Origin of the sequence: Alteraurantiacibacter lauratis (genome assembly GCF_037154155.1) — a bacterium.
Lineage (GTDB): Bacteria > Pseudomonadota > Alphaproteobacteria > Sphingomonadales > Sphingomonadaceae > Alteraurantiacibacter > Alteraurantiacibacter lauratis.
The window spans coordinates 65,088-78,530 of record NZ_JBANRN010000009.1 but is presented as its reverse complement, the minus strand read 5'-3'; the positions used below and the strand labels follow the sequence as shown (position 1 = coordinate 78,530).

Sequence of the window (13,443 nt, the reverse complement as noted above, 5' to 3'; positions counted from 1 at the left end):
CTCTCCCGCCGGTGATCCTAGTGCGCGGAGTGGTTAAGCGCTAGAGCGGGCGGCGATGAAGATCGTGCTGAGCCGCAAGGGTTTTGATTCCACCGCTGGCGGCGGGCCTTCGCCTATTGTGGCAGGCGTGCCGGTCAGCCTGCCGATCCCGGCGGGGAAGGGGCGGCCGGGCATAAGCTATGCCGCGCTGGGCCTTGCCGGCCATGCGGCACGCGCCAGCCGGGGCCGGGTGAGCGGCGAGGATCTGGCGCATCACGATCCGCTGTTCACGCCCGATGGGCGCTGCGCGCTGGGCCAATGCGGCGCGGCGCAGGCGCATCTGGAAAATTGCGGCGTGGGGCCGGGCGACCTGTTCCTGTTCTTTGGCCTGTTCTGCGAGGATGGTGCATCACCGCATCACCGCATTTTCGGCTGGATGTTTGTCGAGGAGGTGGCGCGGGTGGGCGATCCGGCAATGCGCAGGCTGGCGGCGCTGGGCCATCCGCATGCGCTGGCCGCGCATGGCACCAATGACGCCATCTGGTGCGGGCCGGGCGGGCGGGCAACATCGGCACATCCCGAATTGCAATTGTCCATCAGCGACAGCCGCCCCAGCCTGTGGCGCGTGCCCGGATGGATAGAACGGGCGGGGCTGACCTATCACCCACCGGGCGGCCGCTGGCAGGGCGGCGGTGTGCTGCAAAGCGCGTCGCGAGGGCAGGAATTCGTTGCCGTGGCTGGCGATGATGCCGACGCGCACGAATGGGCGCACCGGATGCTGGCGCTGATGGCCTAGGCGAGAGGCGGGGCGGGCGCGTTGAGCTGGTTGATCGCATCGAGCACCAGCGCTTCGGCCTCCTCGCGCGGCAGGCCTGCGGGGATCGGCTGGCCGATGCGATAGGTGATCGTGCCGGGCACTTTCCAGCGCCGGTGATAGAGCGGCCCGCTGTTCACCGCCACCGGCACCACCGGAACGCCCAGCATCTTGTACAGCGCGGCAAAGCCCGATTTCAGCGGCGGGCGCGTGCCGTGGGGAACACGCGTGCCTTCGGGGAACAGCACCATGGGGCGCCCTTCCGCAATCCGTTCCCGCGCCTGTTTCAACATCTTGCGCAAGGTTTTGGCGCCTTCGTCGCGCGCCACTTCAATCCCGCCATAGATCTCTGCCGCGCGGCCCCATCCGGGGATGGCGAACAGCTCCTTCTTGCCGAAAGGGGCAGGGAAATCGAACAGATGCGGCATATCGATCGCTTCGAAAAAACTTTCGTGCTTCATCACATAGAGCGCCGCGCCGGGCAGCATCTGGCCTTCGACCGCCACGCGGATGCCCAGCAGGCGGCCCGCGCAGCGCCGGTGCCAGCGCGACCACGCATCGCACGTCCGGCGCAGCCGAGCGCGGTTGTGCTGGCTGAGCACGGCCTTGATGACGAAAAAGACCGATCCGCCGTAAAATGCGATGTAGAACAGGATGTTGCGAATGACGAGCACGGGAGGGTTTTGTCCTGTCTTGCGCTATATCATGGCCAGAAACCACGCGGCCAGAAACTTGTGATATTCACGAAACAGCGTGGCAAAGCTGGGGCGCGTGGGTACCCCGTCGCGCAGCACGCTGACGCCCGGCGGCAACCGCTCGCCCAGTTCGATCGCGGCGCGGCGCATATGCCAATCCGCCGTCACCAGCCGCAGCGAAGTGACCTTGCGCGCCGCCACCCACTCGGCCGCCTCGCGCGCATTGCCGCGCGTGTCCAGCGCGGAAAAGCCCAGCGTGATGCAGCATTCCATCAGCGCCGGTTCCACCCGGTATTCGGCCATGAATTCGGCCGGGCGGACATCGGGATCGACGCCGGTGACGAGCATTTGCGGGGATGCATCCTGCCGCAGCAGGGCAAGGCCGCGCTCGATCCGCCCGCCGCTGCCGGTGGGCACCACGATTGCCGCCGTGCGCTCATCCCCCGCAGGGCGGGGCAGCGCCACGCCGAACCAGACGAAACCCAGCGCCCACACAAGTACAGCAAAGGCCAGAATGCGCCCGATCACAGGCTGCGCCTCAAGGCGGCGAGCACGGTCAACCGCGCCGTCAGCATGGCCAGCGCCACGCCTGCCAGCGGGACGCAGGCGATCAGCACCCAATCGACCGGGCCAAGGCCGCCCCCCGCGACCAGACCTGAGCCGAGGCCGGCAAACTGCTCGCCCAGCAGCAGGATCGCGCCCAGCGCCAGCAGCAAGCCCGCCGCGCCGCCCGCCACGGCATCAAGGCCTATGGCGCGCTGAAAGATGGCGGCGATCTGGCTGTCGGTCCCGCCCAGGTGATGGATCACCTCGATCGTGTCGCGGTTGGTGCCCAGCGCGCTGCGCGCGGCCAGCCAGACCGCCGCGGCGCTGGTGGCGGCGAGCAGCAGGACAAGGCCCAGCGCCAGATATTGCAGCGACGCGATCGCACCAAAGACCGGCCGGAGCCATTCGGCCTGTGCGTCCACCCGTGCGGCGGGCGCCTGGGTGGCCAGCGTGCTGCGCAGATCGATCAGCCGGGCATCGGTCACCGCGCCGCGCAGCCGCACATCGATGAGGGCGGGCGTGGGGATTGCCGCCGCGCTGCCGCCCGCCGCCGCACCGCCCAGCCAGGGTTCGATCAGTTTCGCCAGTTCCTCCTCGGTCACGCGGCGCACGCTGGCCACATCGTCACGCGCGGACAGGATGGCGATGGCGGTTTCGGCCTGCCGGTCACGCTCGGCCCTATTGGCCTCCACCACCTGCACCGTCAGGCCGCCCGCGATCTCGCTGCGCGCCTGCTCCGCCAGGTTTGCCAGCGCGAGCCCGCCTGCCAGTGCGATCACGGTAAGCGATGTCATGATCGCGATCACCCAGGGCATCGGCCCGGCCAGCCGCGCCTGCGGCAATATGCGCGCGGCATCCCCGCCCAGCCGATCGGCATGGCGCCGCCAGCTCATGCCTCGAAACTCCCCCTGCGCGGCGGATAGCGCAGCGCGCCGGTAGGATCGGAGAGCCGCCCCTTGTCCAGCCGCATGATGAGCGATTCCGGCACCTTGCGCAGCAAATGCACATCGTGCGTGGCGACCACCACGGTGGTGCCGAGGCGATTGAGCGAATCGAATAGGCGCAGCAATTTCAGCGCCATGTCGGGGTCCACATTGCCGGTCGGCTCGTCCGCCACCAGCAATTGCGGGCGTGTGATCACGGCGCGGGCAATCGCCACGCGCTGTTGCTCCCCGCCCGAAAGCGTTTCGGGCCGGGCTTCGGCGCGGTGATCCAGGCCCACCCATTCGAGCATGTCGGCCACGGGCTTGCGCACGGATGCCTCGTCCATGCCCGCAATGCGCAGCGGCAAAGCCACATTGTCGAAAGCGGAGAGGTGCGGCACCAGCCGGAAATCCTGGAACACCGTGCCGATGCGGCGGCGAAAGGCGGGCAGGCGGCTGCGCGGCAGGGTAATGACATCCTGCCCGAACATCCGGATCATGCCCCGCCCCGGCCTTTGCGCCAGATAGAGCAGCTTGAGCAGGCTGGTTTTCCCTGCCCCGCTGGCCCCGGTAAGGAAATAGAAGCAGCCCGGAAACAGCGTGAAGGACACATCGCTGAGCACTTCGCGATCCGCGCCGTAGCGCAGCCCGACATTGTCGAACTGGACAATGCCCGCCTCACCCGCGGTCATGCGCGGGTGTTCCGGAATGGGGGCAGGGCGGCAGGCAATCGCATTTGGGCGGGCTATAGCCGCTGTTCGATGTGGAAAAAAGCCACGGCATGCCGCAACAAAATTGCTCCACAGCTTGTTGCACCCGTTCCCGCTCTCTAGGGTCGTGCGTTACGATGCAAATCCAGTGTCCTGCCTGCGCCACACGCTATTTTGTCCCCGACAGCGCCATCGGGCACGAGGGGCGCCGGGTGCGCTGCGCGAAATGCCGGCATAACTGGTTCCAGGAAGGGCTTCCTGCACCCTCCGAAGGGCAGGATGTGCCTGCTGCCCTGCCAGCCAATGCCGATCTTGCGCAAGCGCGCGAAGCGGCCGTGCCAGTTTCGCCGCCGCCGCCGGCACCGCCGCCGCCCCCTCCTGCAAGCGTCGCGCCCGATCCCGATCTGCCGCCGGCGCTCCCGGTGATCGAGCGCATTCGCCCGGCCGAACCGCAATTGCCCGATGCCTCGCCATTCGATGCCGGGCCACCGTTCCGCCCCCGGCGCAACTGGTTGAAGATCTGGACATGGGCAGCCGGCATCTTCGCGCTGTTTGCCGTCGGCATCATCTTCGCGGTCAGCTATTGGGGATTGCCCGATTGGGTGCCGGTGACACGGCCCGATTTCGCCGCAGCGCAGCCGGACTTGCAGCTCGATTTCCCGATCGACCAGCAGGAAAAGCGCGAAATGCCCGGCGGGCAGGAATATTTCGCAATCAACGGCACGATCACCAATGTGGGCAGCACCACGCGCAAGGTGCCATCGATCCTGGTGATCCTGCGCGATGCGCGCGAACGCAAGGTGTTCGAACGCGAGATCGTGCCTGAAAAGACCACGCTGGCGCCGGGCGAAAGCGTGAATGTGACGCGCGCCGTGCTCGATGTGCCGCTTTCGGCGCGCTTCGCGGAAATCGGCTGGAAGGCGCAATAGCCCGCCCGCCGGGGCTTGCCCTCACAAAAAGAACGATCAGCGCGCTTGCAGCACCCCGGACCCTTTGCTAATGGCGCGCTCCTACCTGCCGGGGCCGTGCCATGTGCCGCCCTTGCGATGTGCGGTCGTGGCGGAACTGGTAGACGCGCAACGTTGAGGTCGTTGTGGGCGAAAGCCCGTGGAAGTTCGAGTCTTCTCGACCGCACCAATCCCACCTGTAGCAGGACGGCAATCCCCATACCTTCGGCCTGCGCCGAAGGCCGGCAATGCTGTCTTTCGTCCTAGGCTATCTGGCCAAGGCCGGATGCGGATTTGCGGGCGGCGCGGCAGTTCGGTTTTAGCATGGCACCTTGCCAAGGAGCCATGCCATGATCTTTCCGCGCCTTTTTCCTTCTGCTTTCGCCTTTGTGTTGCTGCTTGCCCCGCATCAGGCGCTGGCGAGTGACGAGGCGTTCGAATTCTGGCTCAATCCTTCCTTCAGCGCAGATCTGGACAGCGATACCGGGCTGGAACTGGAAACCGCGCAGCGGTTCCGATCGGCCAGTGACGGGCGGCCCGACACCTATTTCTTCCGCCTGTGGGTGAACCAGGATCTGGCCGACAATGTCACCTTGTCGGGCGCGGTGGAGCAGCGCTTCAACAACGGCGATGACGATGAACGGCGGCTGATCCAGCAATTGTCCACCCGCCACGGCGTCCTGCGCACCCGCCTGCGGCTGGAACAGCGTTTCGAGGGAGGGCAAGGAGGGCGCATGGGCCTGCGCCTGCGCCCGCGGCTGGGCGTGAATGTGCCGCTGGATGACGAAGGCAAGTGGGCGGCGAAAGGCGACGCGGAGCTGTTCTGGACGCTGCGTTCCACGGGCGCGGGCGGGGATACCGGCATAACCGGGCTGCGCACGCAGGTGGGTCTGGGCTATGATGTAAGCGACAATCTTTCGCTCAGCCTTATTTACCTGCGGCAGCAGGATTTCCGCGATGGCCGGCCTGACCGGATTGGCCATGCCCCGCTGATCGGGATCGAGTTCAGCCTCTAGGTCCGCCCGGCTGCGTCCGGCCAATTCAGACTGGGCAGAGCAGTGGCAAGCCCGTAAGGAGCGCCCATCCGGTCGCAGGGATAAAGGGGGACTAACCGATGGACCAGATTGCCGCATCCTTGATGTCGCCGCCGGTCCTGTTTTTCGTGCTGGGCGCACTGGCGGCGGCGGCGCGGTCCGACCTTGCCGTGCCTGAAACCGTTGCCAAGGGCCTGTCGCTTTACCTCATGGCCGCGATCGGCCTCAAAGGCGGGGTGGAAGTCTCGCGTGCCGGCATCGACGGGCAATTGGGCCTGGCGCTGCTGGCGGGCGTGGTGCTCAGCTTCTCCATTCCCTTCCTCGTGGCCCCCGTCCTGCGCCGCTTTGGCCGGCTTGACAGGGTGAATGCGGGCGCGGTGGCGGCGCATTACGGATCGGTCAGCGTGGTGACCTTCGTGACCGCGAACCAGATCTACGCCGGCTCCGGTTTTCTGGCAGCCGGCTTCATGGTGGCGGTGCTGGCAGCGATGGAAACGCCGGCGATCTTGTCCGGCCTGATCATCGCCCGGCGCGAAGGGGGCGGCCGCCTGTTCGAGCCGCGCTTGCTGCACGAAGTGGCGTTCAACGGGTCGGTGGTGCTGCTGCTGGGCAGCTTTGCCATCGGGATGTTGCTGGGAGAGGATGGCTATCAGCCGATCCTGCCGCTGTTCACCACCGGCTTTACCGGCGTTTTGTGCCTGTTCCTGCTCGACATGGGGCTGATCGCCATGCGCCGCCTGATGCAGACCCGTGCACTGACGGTGCGGCTGGCCATGCTGGGCGTGGTGTTTCCGCTGGTCAACGGCACGCTGGGCGTGGTGGCGGGCGTGCTGGTGGGGCTGGACGCGCCTTCGGTTGCGGTGCTGGGCGTGCTGGCGGCCAGCGCTTCCTATATCGCGGTGCCCGCGGCCATGCGCCTGTCATTGCCGCAGGCCGATGCCGGCCTGTATCTGGCGATGTCGCTGGGCGTGACCTTTCCGTTCAATATCGTGCTGGGCATCCCGCTGTTCCGCGGGTTGGCCGAGGCACTTACCCCCCTGATGGGAGCTGCGTGATGACCGAGATGACCCGCCGTGAACGCATAGAAGTGCTGGTGGATGCGCCGCTGGTGCGCAAGCTGGCAGAGCTGGCGCAGGAGGCGGGGATCACCGGCCACACGCTGTGGCGCGTGACCGGCGGATCGGGCACGGGCGGGGTGTGGAGCGAGGATCTGCTGTCCGGCGCCACCGCCAAATGCCTGTTCCTTGTCATCGCCAATGCGGAACGTGCTGATGCCTTCATGGCCGCACTCGAACCGCTGCTCGACAGCCACCAGTTGATCGTCATGCGCTCTGCCGTTGATGTGGTGCGCGCGGCGCGTTTCTGATCAGCCGCGCTTCTTCTTCTGCTCCACCGGGAAAGGCGGGATCGGCTGGAGCACGCCGAATTGCTCGGTCAGCGGGGGATGGCCCAGATCGGGCCAATCAATCGCCTCTTCCGGCACGACGGTATCGGGCAGCCGGTCGAGCAGATTGCGGATCAGCGTCAGCCGCCCCAGCTTCTGGTCGTTGAAATCCACGATTGTCCACGGCGCAAACGGCGTGTGCGTCGCCGCCAGCATCTCCTCGCGCGCGGCGGTGTAATCGGCATAGAGCGTGCGTGCCTTCGCATCGATGGGCGAGAGTTTCCAGCGCTTGAGCGGATCGGCCACGCGTTCGGCAAAACGCGCCTCCTGCTCTGCCTGGTCGCAGGACAGCCAGTATTTGAACAGGCGGATGCCGCTGTCCACCAGCAGTTTTTCGAACACCGGCGCATCGCGCAGGAAAGCGGCCACCTGTTCGGGCGTGGCAAAGCCCATCACCTTTTCCACGCCCGCGCGGTTATACCAGCTGCGGTCGAACAGCACGATTTCGCCGGCGGCGGGAAGGTGGGGGACATAGCGCTGGAAATACCACTGCGTCGCCTCTGTCTCGCTTGGCTTGGGCAGGGCGACCACGCGGCACTGGCGCGGATTGATCCGTTCGTGCACCGCGTGGATGACCCCGCTTTTGCCTGAGGTGTCGCGTCCTTCGAGGATGATGAGGATTTTCTCGCCCTTCGCCTTGGCCCAGCGCGCCATCGCCACCAGTTCCAGCTCCAGCGGCTCCAGCGCCTCTTCGTAATCACCGTTTTTCATGGGCCGCACTGTTTCACCGCCGGGGCTGGCGGGCAAGCGGCAATCACGCCCCTAGGCAGGCCTGCGCAAAGGCTTTATGGCGCAGGCCATGGACAAATCGAGCGATCCCCAGATGCTGGCCAAGGCGCAAACGCTGATCGAGGCCCTGCCCTATTTCCAGCGTTATGCGGGGCGCAGTTTCGTGGTGAAATATGGCGGCCACGCCATGGGCGATCCCGAAGCGGCACAGGATTTTGCCGAGGATATCGTGCTGCTCAAGGCCGTGGGCATCAATCCGGTGGTGGTGCATGGCGGCGGCCCGCAGATTGGCGCCATGCTGAAGAAGCTGGGCGTCGAATCGCAATTCGTCGATGGGTTGCGGGTGACCGACAAGGCCACGGCGGAAGTCGCCGAAATGGTGCTGTCGGGCGCGATCAACAAGGAACTGGTCGGCTGGATCAACGCCGCGGGCGGCAAGGCCATTGGCCTGTCGGGCAAGGATGCGCGCATGGTTACCGCCACCAAGGTGGCGCGCACGGTGAAAGACCCGGAAAGCAATATCGAACAGGCGGTGGATCTGGGTTTCGTGGGCGAACCCACTTCGGTCGATACCAGCGTGCTCAACACGATCAGCGCGGCGGGCATGATCCCCATCGTTGCCCCGATTGCCAGCGGCGAAGACGGGCAGACATATAATATCAACGCCGATACGATGGCCGGCGCGATTGCGGCGGCGCTGGGCGCGGCGCGGCTGTTTCTGCTGACCGATGTGCCGGGCGTGCTCGACAAAGAGGGCCATCTTCTGACCAACCTCAAGCCTGCCGATATTGCGGCCCTGCGCGAAGATGGCACCATTCGCGGCGGGATGATCCCCAAACTGGAAACCTGCGTCCACGCGGTGGAAGGCGGGTGCGAGGCGGCGGTGGTGCTGGACGGGCGCGTGCCGCATGCCATGCTGCTGGAGTTTTTTACCAGCCAGGGCGCGGGCACGCTTGTTTCCGCCTAAGGCGTTGCCGCCGGTATGGCGTATTAGCCGGTTGATACACTCACGCCATCTCGGCTAGGATGCCGGTGTGGGGACACAAGACGAACGAAAGGCTTTACTCGCGTGCTGCTCATCACCCTGTCCCAGATCATCGGCTATTTGATTTCCATCGTCATCGTGCTGGTGATCGCGCAATTCGTGCTCAGCCTTTTGATCAGCTTCAACGTGGTCAATATGCAGAACGATTTCGTCGCCGCCATCTGGCGCGCGGTGAACGCCCTGCTTGATCCGATCCTGAACCCGGTGCGCAAGATCATGCCCAATACGGGGGCGATCGATTTTTCGCCGCTGGTGCTGATCATCGGCCTCAACATCATTGATATCGTGGTGCGCAACCTCGCTTATTCAGCGATGTGACAGGCGCGGTGGGCCAGCGGATGCAGCCTATGGCCACGCGCAATGTCTCTCTCTTCGCTACAGGCTGCGCTCTGCTCGCCCTGTCCGCCTGCGCCAGCAACCCGAACCGCCCGCCGCCATCGCGCGTGCCGGGTGGCGAGGCCGCACAGGCCATGCTCGAACGCGCGCCAGTACGCCGCCCGGCACTTGGCCAGCGGGGGGAGCCGGGGATTGTCGCCACGGCGGACCGCGCCTTTGCCCGCGCCGCGCAGGAGATCGGGCTGTGGAGCGCATATCGCAGTTTTGCTGCCAGTGATGCGCAGCTGCATCTGCCCGATGGCGTCACTCCCGCCGCCGCGTGGCTGGCAGGCCGCACCGATCCGGAAACAGCGCCGCAATGGTCACCCACCGCGGTGTGGAGCAGCTGCGACGGCTCGCTCGCGGTCAGTTTTGGCCGCTATACCGATCCCGATGGCACGGTGGGCAGCTATGCCGCCACCTGGGCGCGGCAGGATCTGGGCCGGAATGCGCTCGATGCCATGCCCAGCGATTCCTATCGCTTCACCTACAAGCTGCGCGGGCCGGACAATCCGCAGCCCCCGCCGCCTGCGCCGCGTGTGGATGCGCAAGCGGCTGGCCCGGATGCCATCGTGGTGGCCGCCATCGGTGTGATCGATGGGAAAGTGGCGGATTGCGCGCGCGGCGCGATGCCTGCACCCCCCGGCGCGGAAGCTGGCGGCACCACCGGCCCGATGACCCTGTCGGATGACCGCACCTTGCAATGGCACTGGGTGCAGGACGCGGATGGCACAAGGCGTTTGCTGGTCGATTACTTCCGCGAAGGACGCTGGCAGCGCGCGCTCGATTTCGTCATGCCGCCAGGTGGTGCAAGGCGGTAAACGCGCTGCTATGGCCGGGGGATGGTTGAACTCTTTCTCTCCGCCTTCGTCACGCTGTTCGTGGTGATCGATCCGCCCGGTTGCGCGCCGATCTATGCCGGGTTGACGGCCAATGCCACGCCCGCCGCGCGCCGGTCCATGGCGGTGCGGGCCTGCCTGATCGCGGGGCTGATCCTGCTCGGCTTTGCCCTGTTCGGCGCAGATCTGCTGGCGGCGATGCATATCGAGATCGACGCGTTCCGCATCGCGGGCGGCATCATGCTGTTCCTGATCGCGCTCGACATGGTGTTTGAAAAGCGTACCCAGCGCCGCGAGGACCGTGCGGAGAAGGTGAAGGACGATCCCCTGCACGAGGATGTGGCCGTCTTCCCCATGGCCATGCCGATGCTGGCAGGGCCGGGCGCGATCGCCTCGATCATGTTGCTCGAAGGCAGCGCGACCGGCATCGAAGGCACGCTGGTGGTGCTGGCTGCGCTCGCTGCCGTGCTGCTCCTCACCATGCTGGCGCTGATCGCGGCCAGCCCGCTGATGAAACTGTTCGGGGCAAAGGTGGAAGCGGTGATCACCCGCCTGCTCGGCGTGCTGCTGGCAGCGCTGGCAGCGCAATATGTGATCGACGGAGTGCGGAACAGTTTCCTGTAAGGGCGCTGGTCAAGCCCTGTTGTCCAAACCTCGTGTCGCCCTGGGGCAAGCCCAGGGTGACGACAGGGATTATTGCAGCGTCACCCGCACTTCATCGGGATCGCCGCGGCCGAAGAATTCCATGAGCTGGATCATCAGTTCGCACCGCTGTTTCAGCGTATCGGCTTCCAGCAGCGCCTGTTTCGATGCCGCGTCAAAGGGGGCGATCTGGCTCATCCCGTTTATCAGCGACGTGTCATCCAGCCGCGCAACCGAATCCCAATCGACCGAATAACCCTGCGCATCGGCGAATTTCATCGCCTCCGCCTCGAAGGCGGCGCGTTCGCCAAGGCTCAACGTTTCCTGCAGCGGATCGGCCAGAAATTCGGCCTCCACCTGCCGGAACGGGGTGGTCACCTCCAGCTCGCGCAGCACGCGGAAGCGCGCCTCACCGTGGAGCACGATATTGTAGCGGCCGTCCTCGCTCGCCTCGACATCCTCGATCTTGCCCACGCAGCCGATCTGATACAGCGGCGCGCCCTCGCGCATATCCTGCGGCTGGATCATGCCGATCAGCCGGTCGCGCGCCAGCGCCTCGCCCACCATGGCGCGGTAACGCGACTCGAAGATATGCAATGGCAATTGCAGTCCGGGAAACAGCAGTGCGCCCGTCAGCGGGAAAATCGGGATGCGTTTCGTTTTCATCCGAACAGCAACAGCGACAGGCGACGGCGCTGGCTGGACACCCACGGATCTTCCAGCCCCACCGCTTCGAACATCTTGAGCAGGCGGGCCTTGGCCGCGCCCTCGTTCCAGCCTGCATCGCGGCGGATCATGTCGAGCAGCGTATCGGCCGCCTCGTCGCGCGATCCTGCGGCAAAGGCGGCCTCGGCAAAGGCCAGCTGCGCCTCCATATCGGTGGGGCGTTCGGCGGCGGCGGCGCGCAGGGCCTGCAATTCGCTGTCGTCCACCTGATTGGCCGCCAGTTCCAGCGCAACCTTCACCTGCGCCAGTGCGGGATCGGCCTGCATTTCAGGCGGCAGCGCGGCAAACACGGCCTGCGCCTCGGCCGCCTCTCCACCGGCCAGCAGCGCGCGGACATGGCCGCTCGCCACTTCGGCATTGCCGGGGGCCATCTCGGCGATTTGGGCAAAGATACCCGCCGCGCGCGCCGCATCGCCCTCGGCCAGCACGGCCTCGCCCATGGCGACAAGCTGGGCAATATCCGCCGCGCCATCATCGGTTCGCGATGCGGAAGGCTGCACCGGGATCTGCGCCAGGATCTGGTCAAGCGCGCCCTTCAGCTGGCTTTCGCTGCGCGCGGGCGTCAGGTCAGCCACCGGCTGGCCCTGAAACATGGCATAGACTGTGGGGATGGATCGCACCTGGAACTGGCTGGCGATAAAGCCTTCCTCGTCCACATTGATCTTGGCCAGCACCACGCCCTTGTCGGCATATTCGGCGCAGACCTTTTCCAGCACCGGTGCCAGTGCCTTGCACGGCCCGCACCATTCGGCCCAGAAATCCACGATCACGAGTTGCGTCATGCTGGGTTCGACCACATTCTTGCGGAAACGGTCGACGGCTTTCTGTTCGTCGAGGCTGAGGCCCATGCTTGCCACGTGGCTGCTCCTGCTTGCTGGCGCTGCGGTGTTTCGGTGTGCCACCCCTATGTGGCGCATTATCGGCATTTGTGAAGGGCGAAGGTGGCGCGGAGGGACGGTTGTGGGCCTGTGCGTTTTGCCTCTTGCGCGAGTCAAGAGCCGGTGTTAGTGGCGCGCCTCCCACCCGGACCATGTGCCGGGAACGCCAGTGAGCGGGCGTAGCTCAGGGGTAGAGCACAACCTTGCCAAGGTTGGGGTCGAGGGTTCGAATCCCTTCGCCCGCTCCAGATTTCATATAAAAATCATGTGGTTATGGCGAACCGCAAGGGGCGCTTCTTTCCATTTTTGGGCCGGGCTACAACCGGGCTACAACGCCTAGGATGGTTCGGTCATCGCCACACTCCTAGACCGCCGATCTGGCCGAACACTGCAAGGAGCAGTGGCACAAGGTAAGGCGCCAGCCGGACAGGCGCAGATTATGCGGTGGAAGCCGAAGCAGGCTCCGCGCTAAAGCCTCGACATGACGACACCATCAGACGAGACGAGAATTGACACAGCTTCGCGGGCAATTCTGGCTCCCGCGCGGGCGATCTTCCGTGCCATGACCGACGCCGAATCCGTCGCATCGTGGCGGCCGCCCAAGGGCATGAGCGCGCGCATCGAGGCGTTCGATCCGCGTCCGGGCGGCACCTATCGGATGGCTTTCATCTATGACAATCCCGCGCCCGGCGTGGTCGGCAAGACCTCCGAGCGAGAGGATTGCTTCACCGGCCGCTTCGTCGAGCTGCTCCCGTATGAACGGATCGTCGAGGAGGTCGAGTTCCAATCGAACGATCCGGCCTTTGCCGGCACAATGCGGGTGACGACGACATTGGCCGAGGTGGCTGATGGCACCCGCGTTACCATCGCCTGCGAAAATGTGCCGTCGGGCATCAGCGGGGAAGACCATGAGCCCGGGATAGGTTCGACGCTCCGTAATCTCGCCGCCTTCATCGAATAATACGGCGGCGAAATCAGGTTGTTTCGCACCCCGCAGATTCAGCCTGGCTCGTTTCCGATTCGGGTCGGCCCGAAAATGCCGATAGCACGTTACAGCGCACGAATTTTTCGTTACGCTGCGACCGTCGCCATTTATGGCGATGGGGGATTTCAACTT

General features: G+C 65.5%; 17 protein-coding genes and 2 tRNA genes. 12 read left to right on the top strand and 7 right to left on the bottom strand.

Annotated features, from left to right (window positions below; genetic code table 11):
* Positions 1–55 precede the first annotated feature (55 nt).
* Positions 56–775 (top strand): Nmad3 family putative nucleotide modification protein, encoded by a 720-nt coding sequence (locus WFP39_RS09775; RefSeq protein WP_336919328.1) that lies wholly within the window; start codon positions 56–58, stop codon positions 773–775.
* Here the strand turns inward: WFP39_RS09775 and WFP39_RS09770 are convergent.
* The 4 genes from WFP39_RS09770 to ftsE are packed head-to-tail and all read right to left on the bottom strand — an operon-like array spanning position 772 to position 3,649.
* The gene (locus WFP39_RS09770) at positions 772–1,467 is read right to left on the bottom strand and encodes a lysophospholipid acyltransferase family protein (RefSeq protein WP_336919327.1); all 696 of its coding nucleotides are present in this window, start codon (positions 1,465–1,467) and stop codon (positions 772–774) included. The two genes, WFP39_RS09775 and WFP39_RS09770, sit on opposite strands and share 4 nt — an antisense overlap.
* Positions 1,468–1,491: 24 nt before the next feature.
* Positions 1,492–2,016: a YdcF family protein gene (locus WFP39_RS09765; protein ID WP_336919326.1), complete on the bottom strand. Its 525-nt coding sequence runs from the start codon at positions 2,014–2,016 to the stop codon at positions 1,492–1,494.
* Positions 2,013–2,927 (bottom strand): cell division protein FtsX, encoded by a 915-nt coding sequence (locus WFP39_RS09760; protein WP_336919323.1) that lies wholly within the window; start codon positions 2,925–2,927, stop codon positions 2,013–2,015. Before WFP39_RS09760 ends, WFP39_RS09765 begins: the two co-directional genes overlap by 4 nt.
* Positions 2,924–3,649: a cell division ATP-binding protein FtsE gene (gene ftsE / locus WFP39_RS09755; protein WP_336919322.1), complete on the bottom strand. Its 726-nt coding sequence runs from the start codon at positions 3,647–3,649 to the stop codon at positions 2,924–2,926. Before ftsE ends, WFP39_RS09760 begins: the two co-directional genes overlap by 4 nt.
* A 155-nt stretch (positions 3,650–3,804) precedes the next feature.
* On the opposite strand from ftsE, the gene WFP39_RS09750 reads away from it, so the two are divergent.
* The 5 genes from WFP39_RS09750 to WFP39_RS09730 all read left to right on the top strand — a co-directional run bounded on the left by WFP39_RS09750 (position 3,805) and on the right by WFP39_RS09730 (position 7,014).
* Positions 3,805–4,596: an MJ0042-type zinc finger domain-containing protein gene (locus WFP39_RS09750; RefSeq protein WP_336919321.1), complete on the top strand. Its 792-nt coding sequence runs from the start codon at positions 3,805–3,807 to the stop codon at positions 4,594–4,596.
* Positions 4,597–4,717: 121 nt separating this feature from the next.
* A tRNA-Leu gene (locus tag WFP39_RS09745) sits at positions 4,718–4,804 on the top strand.
* Between the two features lie 160 nt (positions 4,805–4,964).
* A complete protein-coding gene (locus tag WFP39_RS09740) occupies positions 4,965–5,630 on the top strand; it encodes a DUF2490 domain-containing protein (protein WP_336919320.1) in 666 nt (221 codons plus the stop codon).
* Between the two features lie 122 nt (positions 5,631–5,752).
* On the top strand, positions 5,753–6,703 hold the full coding sequence (locus tag WFP39_RS09735; RefSeq protein ID WP_336919318.1) for a sodium-dependent bicarbonate transport family permease: 951 nt from the start codon (positions 5,753–5,755) through the stop codon (positions 6,701–6,703).
* Positions 6,703–7,014, top strand: a complete 312-nt coding sequence (locus tag WFP39_RS09730; RefSeq protein ID WP_336919316.1) for a P-II family nitrogen regulator — start codon at positions 6,703–6,705, stop codon at positions 7,012–7,014. Before WFP39_RS09735 ends, WFP39_RS09730 begins: the two co-directional genes overlap by 1 nt.
* On the opposite strand, the gene ppk2 is transcribed toward WFP39_RS09730, so the two are convergent.
* On the bottom strand, positions 7,015–7,803 hold the full coding sequence (ppk2, locus tag WFP39_RS09725; RefSeq protein ID WP_336919315.1) for a polyphosphate kinase 2: 789 nt from the start codon (positions 7,801–7,803) through the stop codon (positions 7,015–7,017).
* Positions 7,804–7,891: 88 nt separating this feature from the next.
* Here ppk2 and argB point away from each other — a divergent pair, with 88 nt between their 5' ends.
* The 4 genes from argB (at position 7,892) to WFP39_RS09705 (ending at position 10,704) form a co-directional block, all read left to right on the top strand.
* The gene (gene argB, locus WFP39_RS09720) at positions 7,892–8,788 is read left to right on the top strand and encodes an acetylglutamate kinase (RefSeq protein WP_336919389.1); all 897 of its coding nucleotides are present in this window, start codon (positions 7,892–7,894) and stop codon (positions 8,786–8,788) included.
* Between the two features lie 102 nt (positions 8,789–8,890).
* Positions 8,891–9,184, top strand: a complete 294-nt coding sequence (locus WFP39_RS09715; protein WP_336919314.1) for a YggT family protein — start codon at positions 8,891–8,893, stop codon at positions 9,182–9,184.
* The gene (locus tag WFP39_RS09710) at positions 9,181–10,062 is read left to right on the top strand and encodes a hypothetical protein (RefSeq protein ID WP_336919312.1); all 882 of its coding nucleotides are present in this window, start codon (positions 9,181–9,183) and stop codon (positions 10,060–10,062) included. Before WFP39_RS09715 ends, WFP39_RS09710 begins: the two co-directional genes overlap by 4 nt.
* A gap of 21 nt (positions 10,063–10,083) precedes the next feature.
* A complete protein-coding gene (locus WFP39_RS09705; RefSeq protein WP_336919310.1) occupies positions 10,084–10,704 on the top strand; it encodes a MarC family protein in 621 nt (206 codons plus the stop codon).
* 69 nt (positions 10,705–10,773) lie between these two features.
* Here WFP39_RS09705 and WFP39_RS09700 read toward each other — a convergent pair whose 3' ends face one another.
* On the bottom strand, positions 10,774–11,388 hold the full coding sequence (locus tag WFP39_RS09700) for an LON peptidase substrate-binding domain-containing protein (protein WP_336919309.1): 615 nt from the start codon (positions 11,386–11,388) through the stop codon (positions 10,774–10,776).
* Complete coding sequence (locus WFP39_RS09695; protein ID WP_336919388.1) at positions 11,385–12,296, bottom strand: tetratricopeptide repeat protein; 912 nt, start codon at positions 12,294–12,296, stop codon at positions 11,385–11,387. The genes WFP39_RS09700 and WFP39_RS09695 overlap by 4 nt, the downstream gene beginning before the upstream one ends.
* 203 nt (positions 12,297–12,499) lie before the next feature.
* Between WFP39_RS09695 and WFP39_RS09690 the strand changes: the two genes are divergently transcribed.
* Together WFP39_RS09690 and WFP39_RS09685 are read left to right on the top strand one after the other, a co-directional pair.
* A tRNA-Gly gene (locus tag WFP39_RS09690) sits at positions 12,500–12,574 on the top strand.
* 233 nt (positions 12,575–12,807) lie between these two features.
* Positions 12,808–13,287 (top strand): SRPBCC domain-containing protein, encoded by a 480-nt coding sequence (locus tag WFP39_RS09685; RefSeq protein WP_336919308.1) that lies wholly within the window; start codon positions 12,808–12,810, stop codon positions 13,285–13,287.
* Positions 13,288–13,443 lie beyond the last annotated feature (156 nt).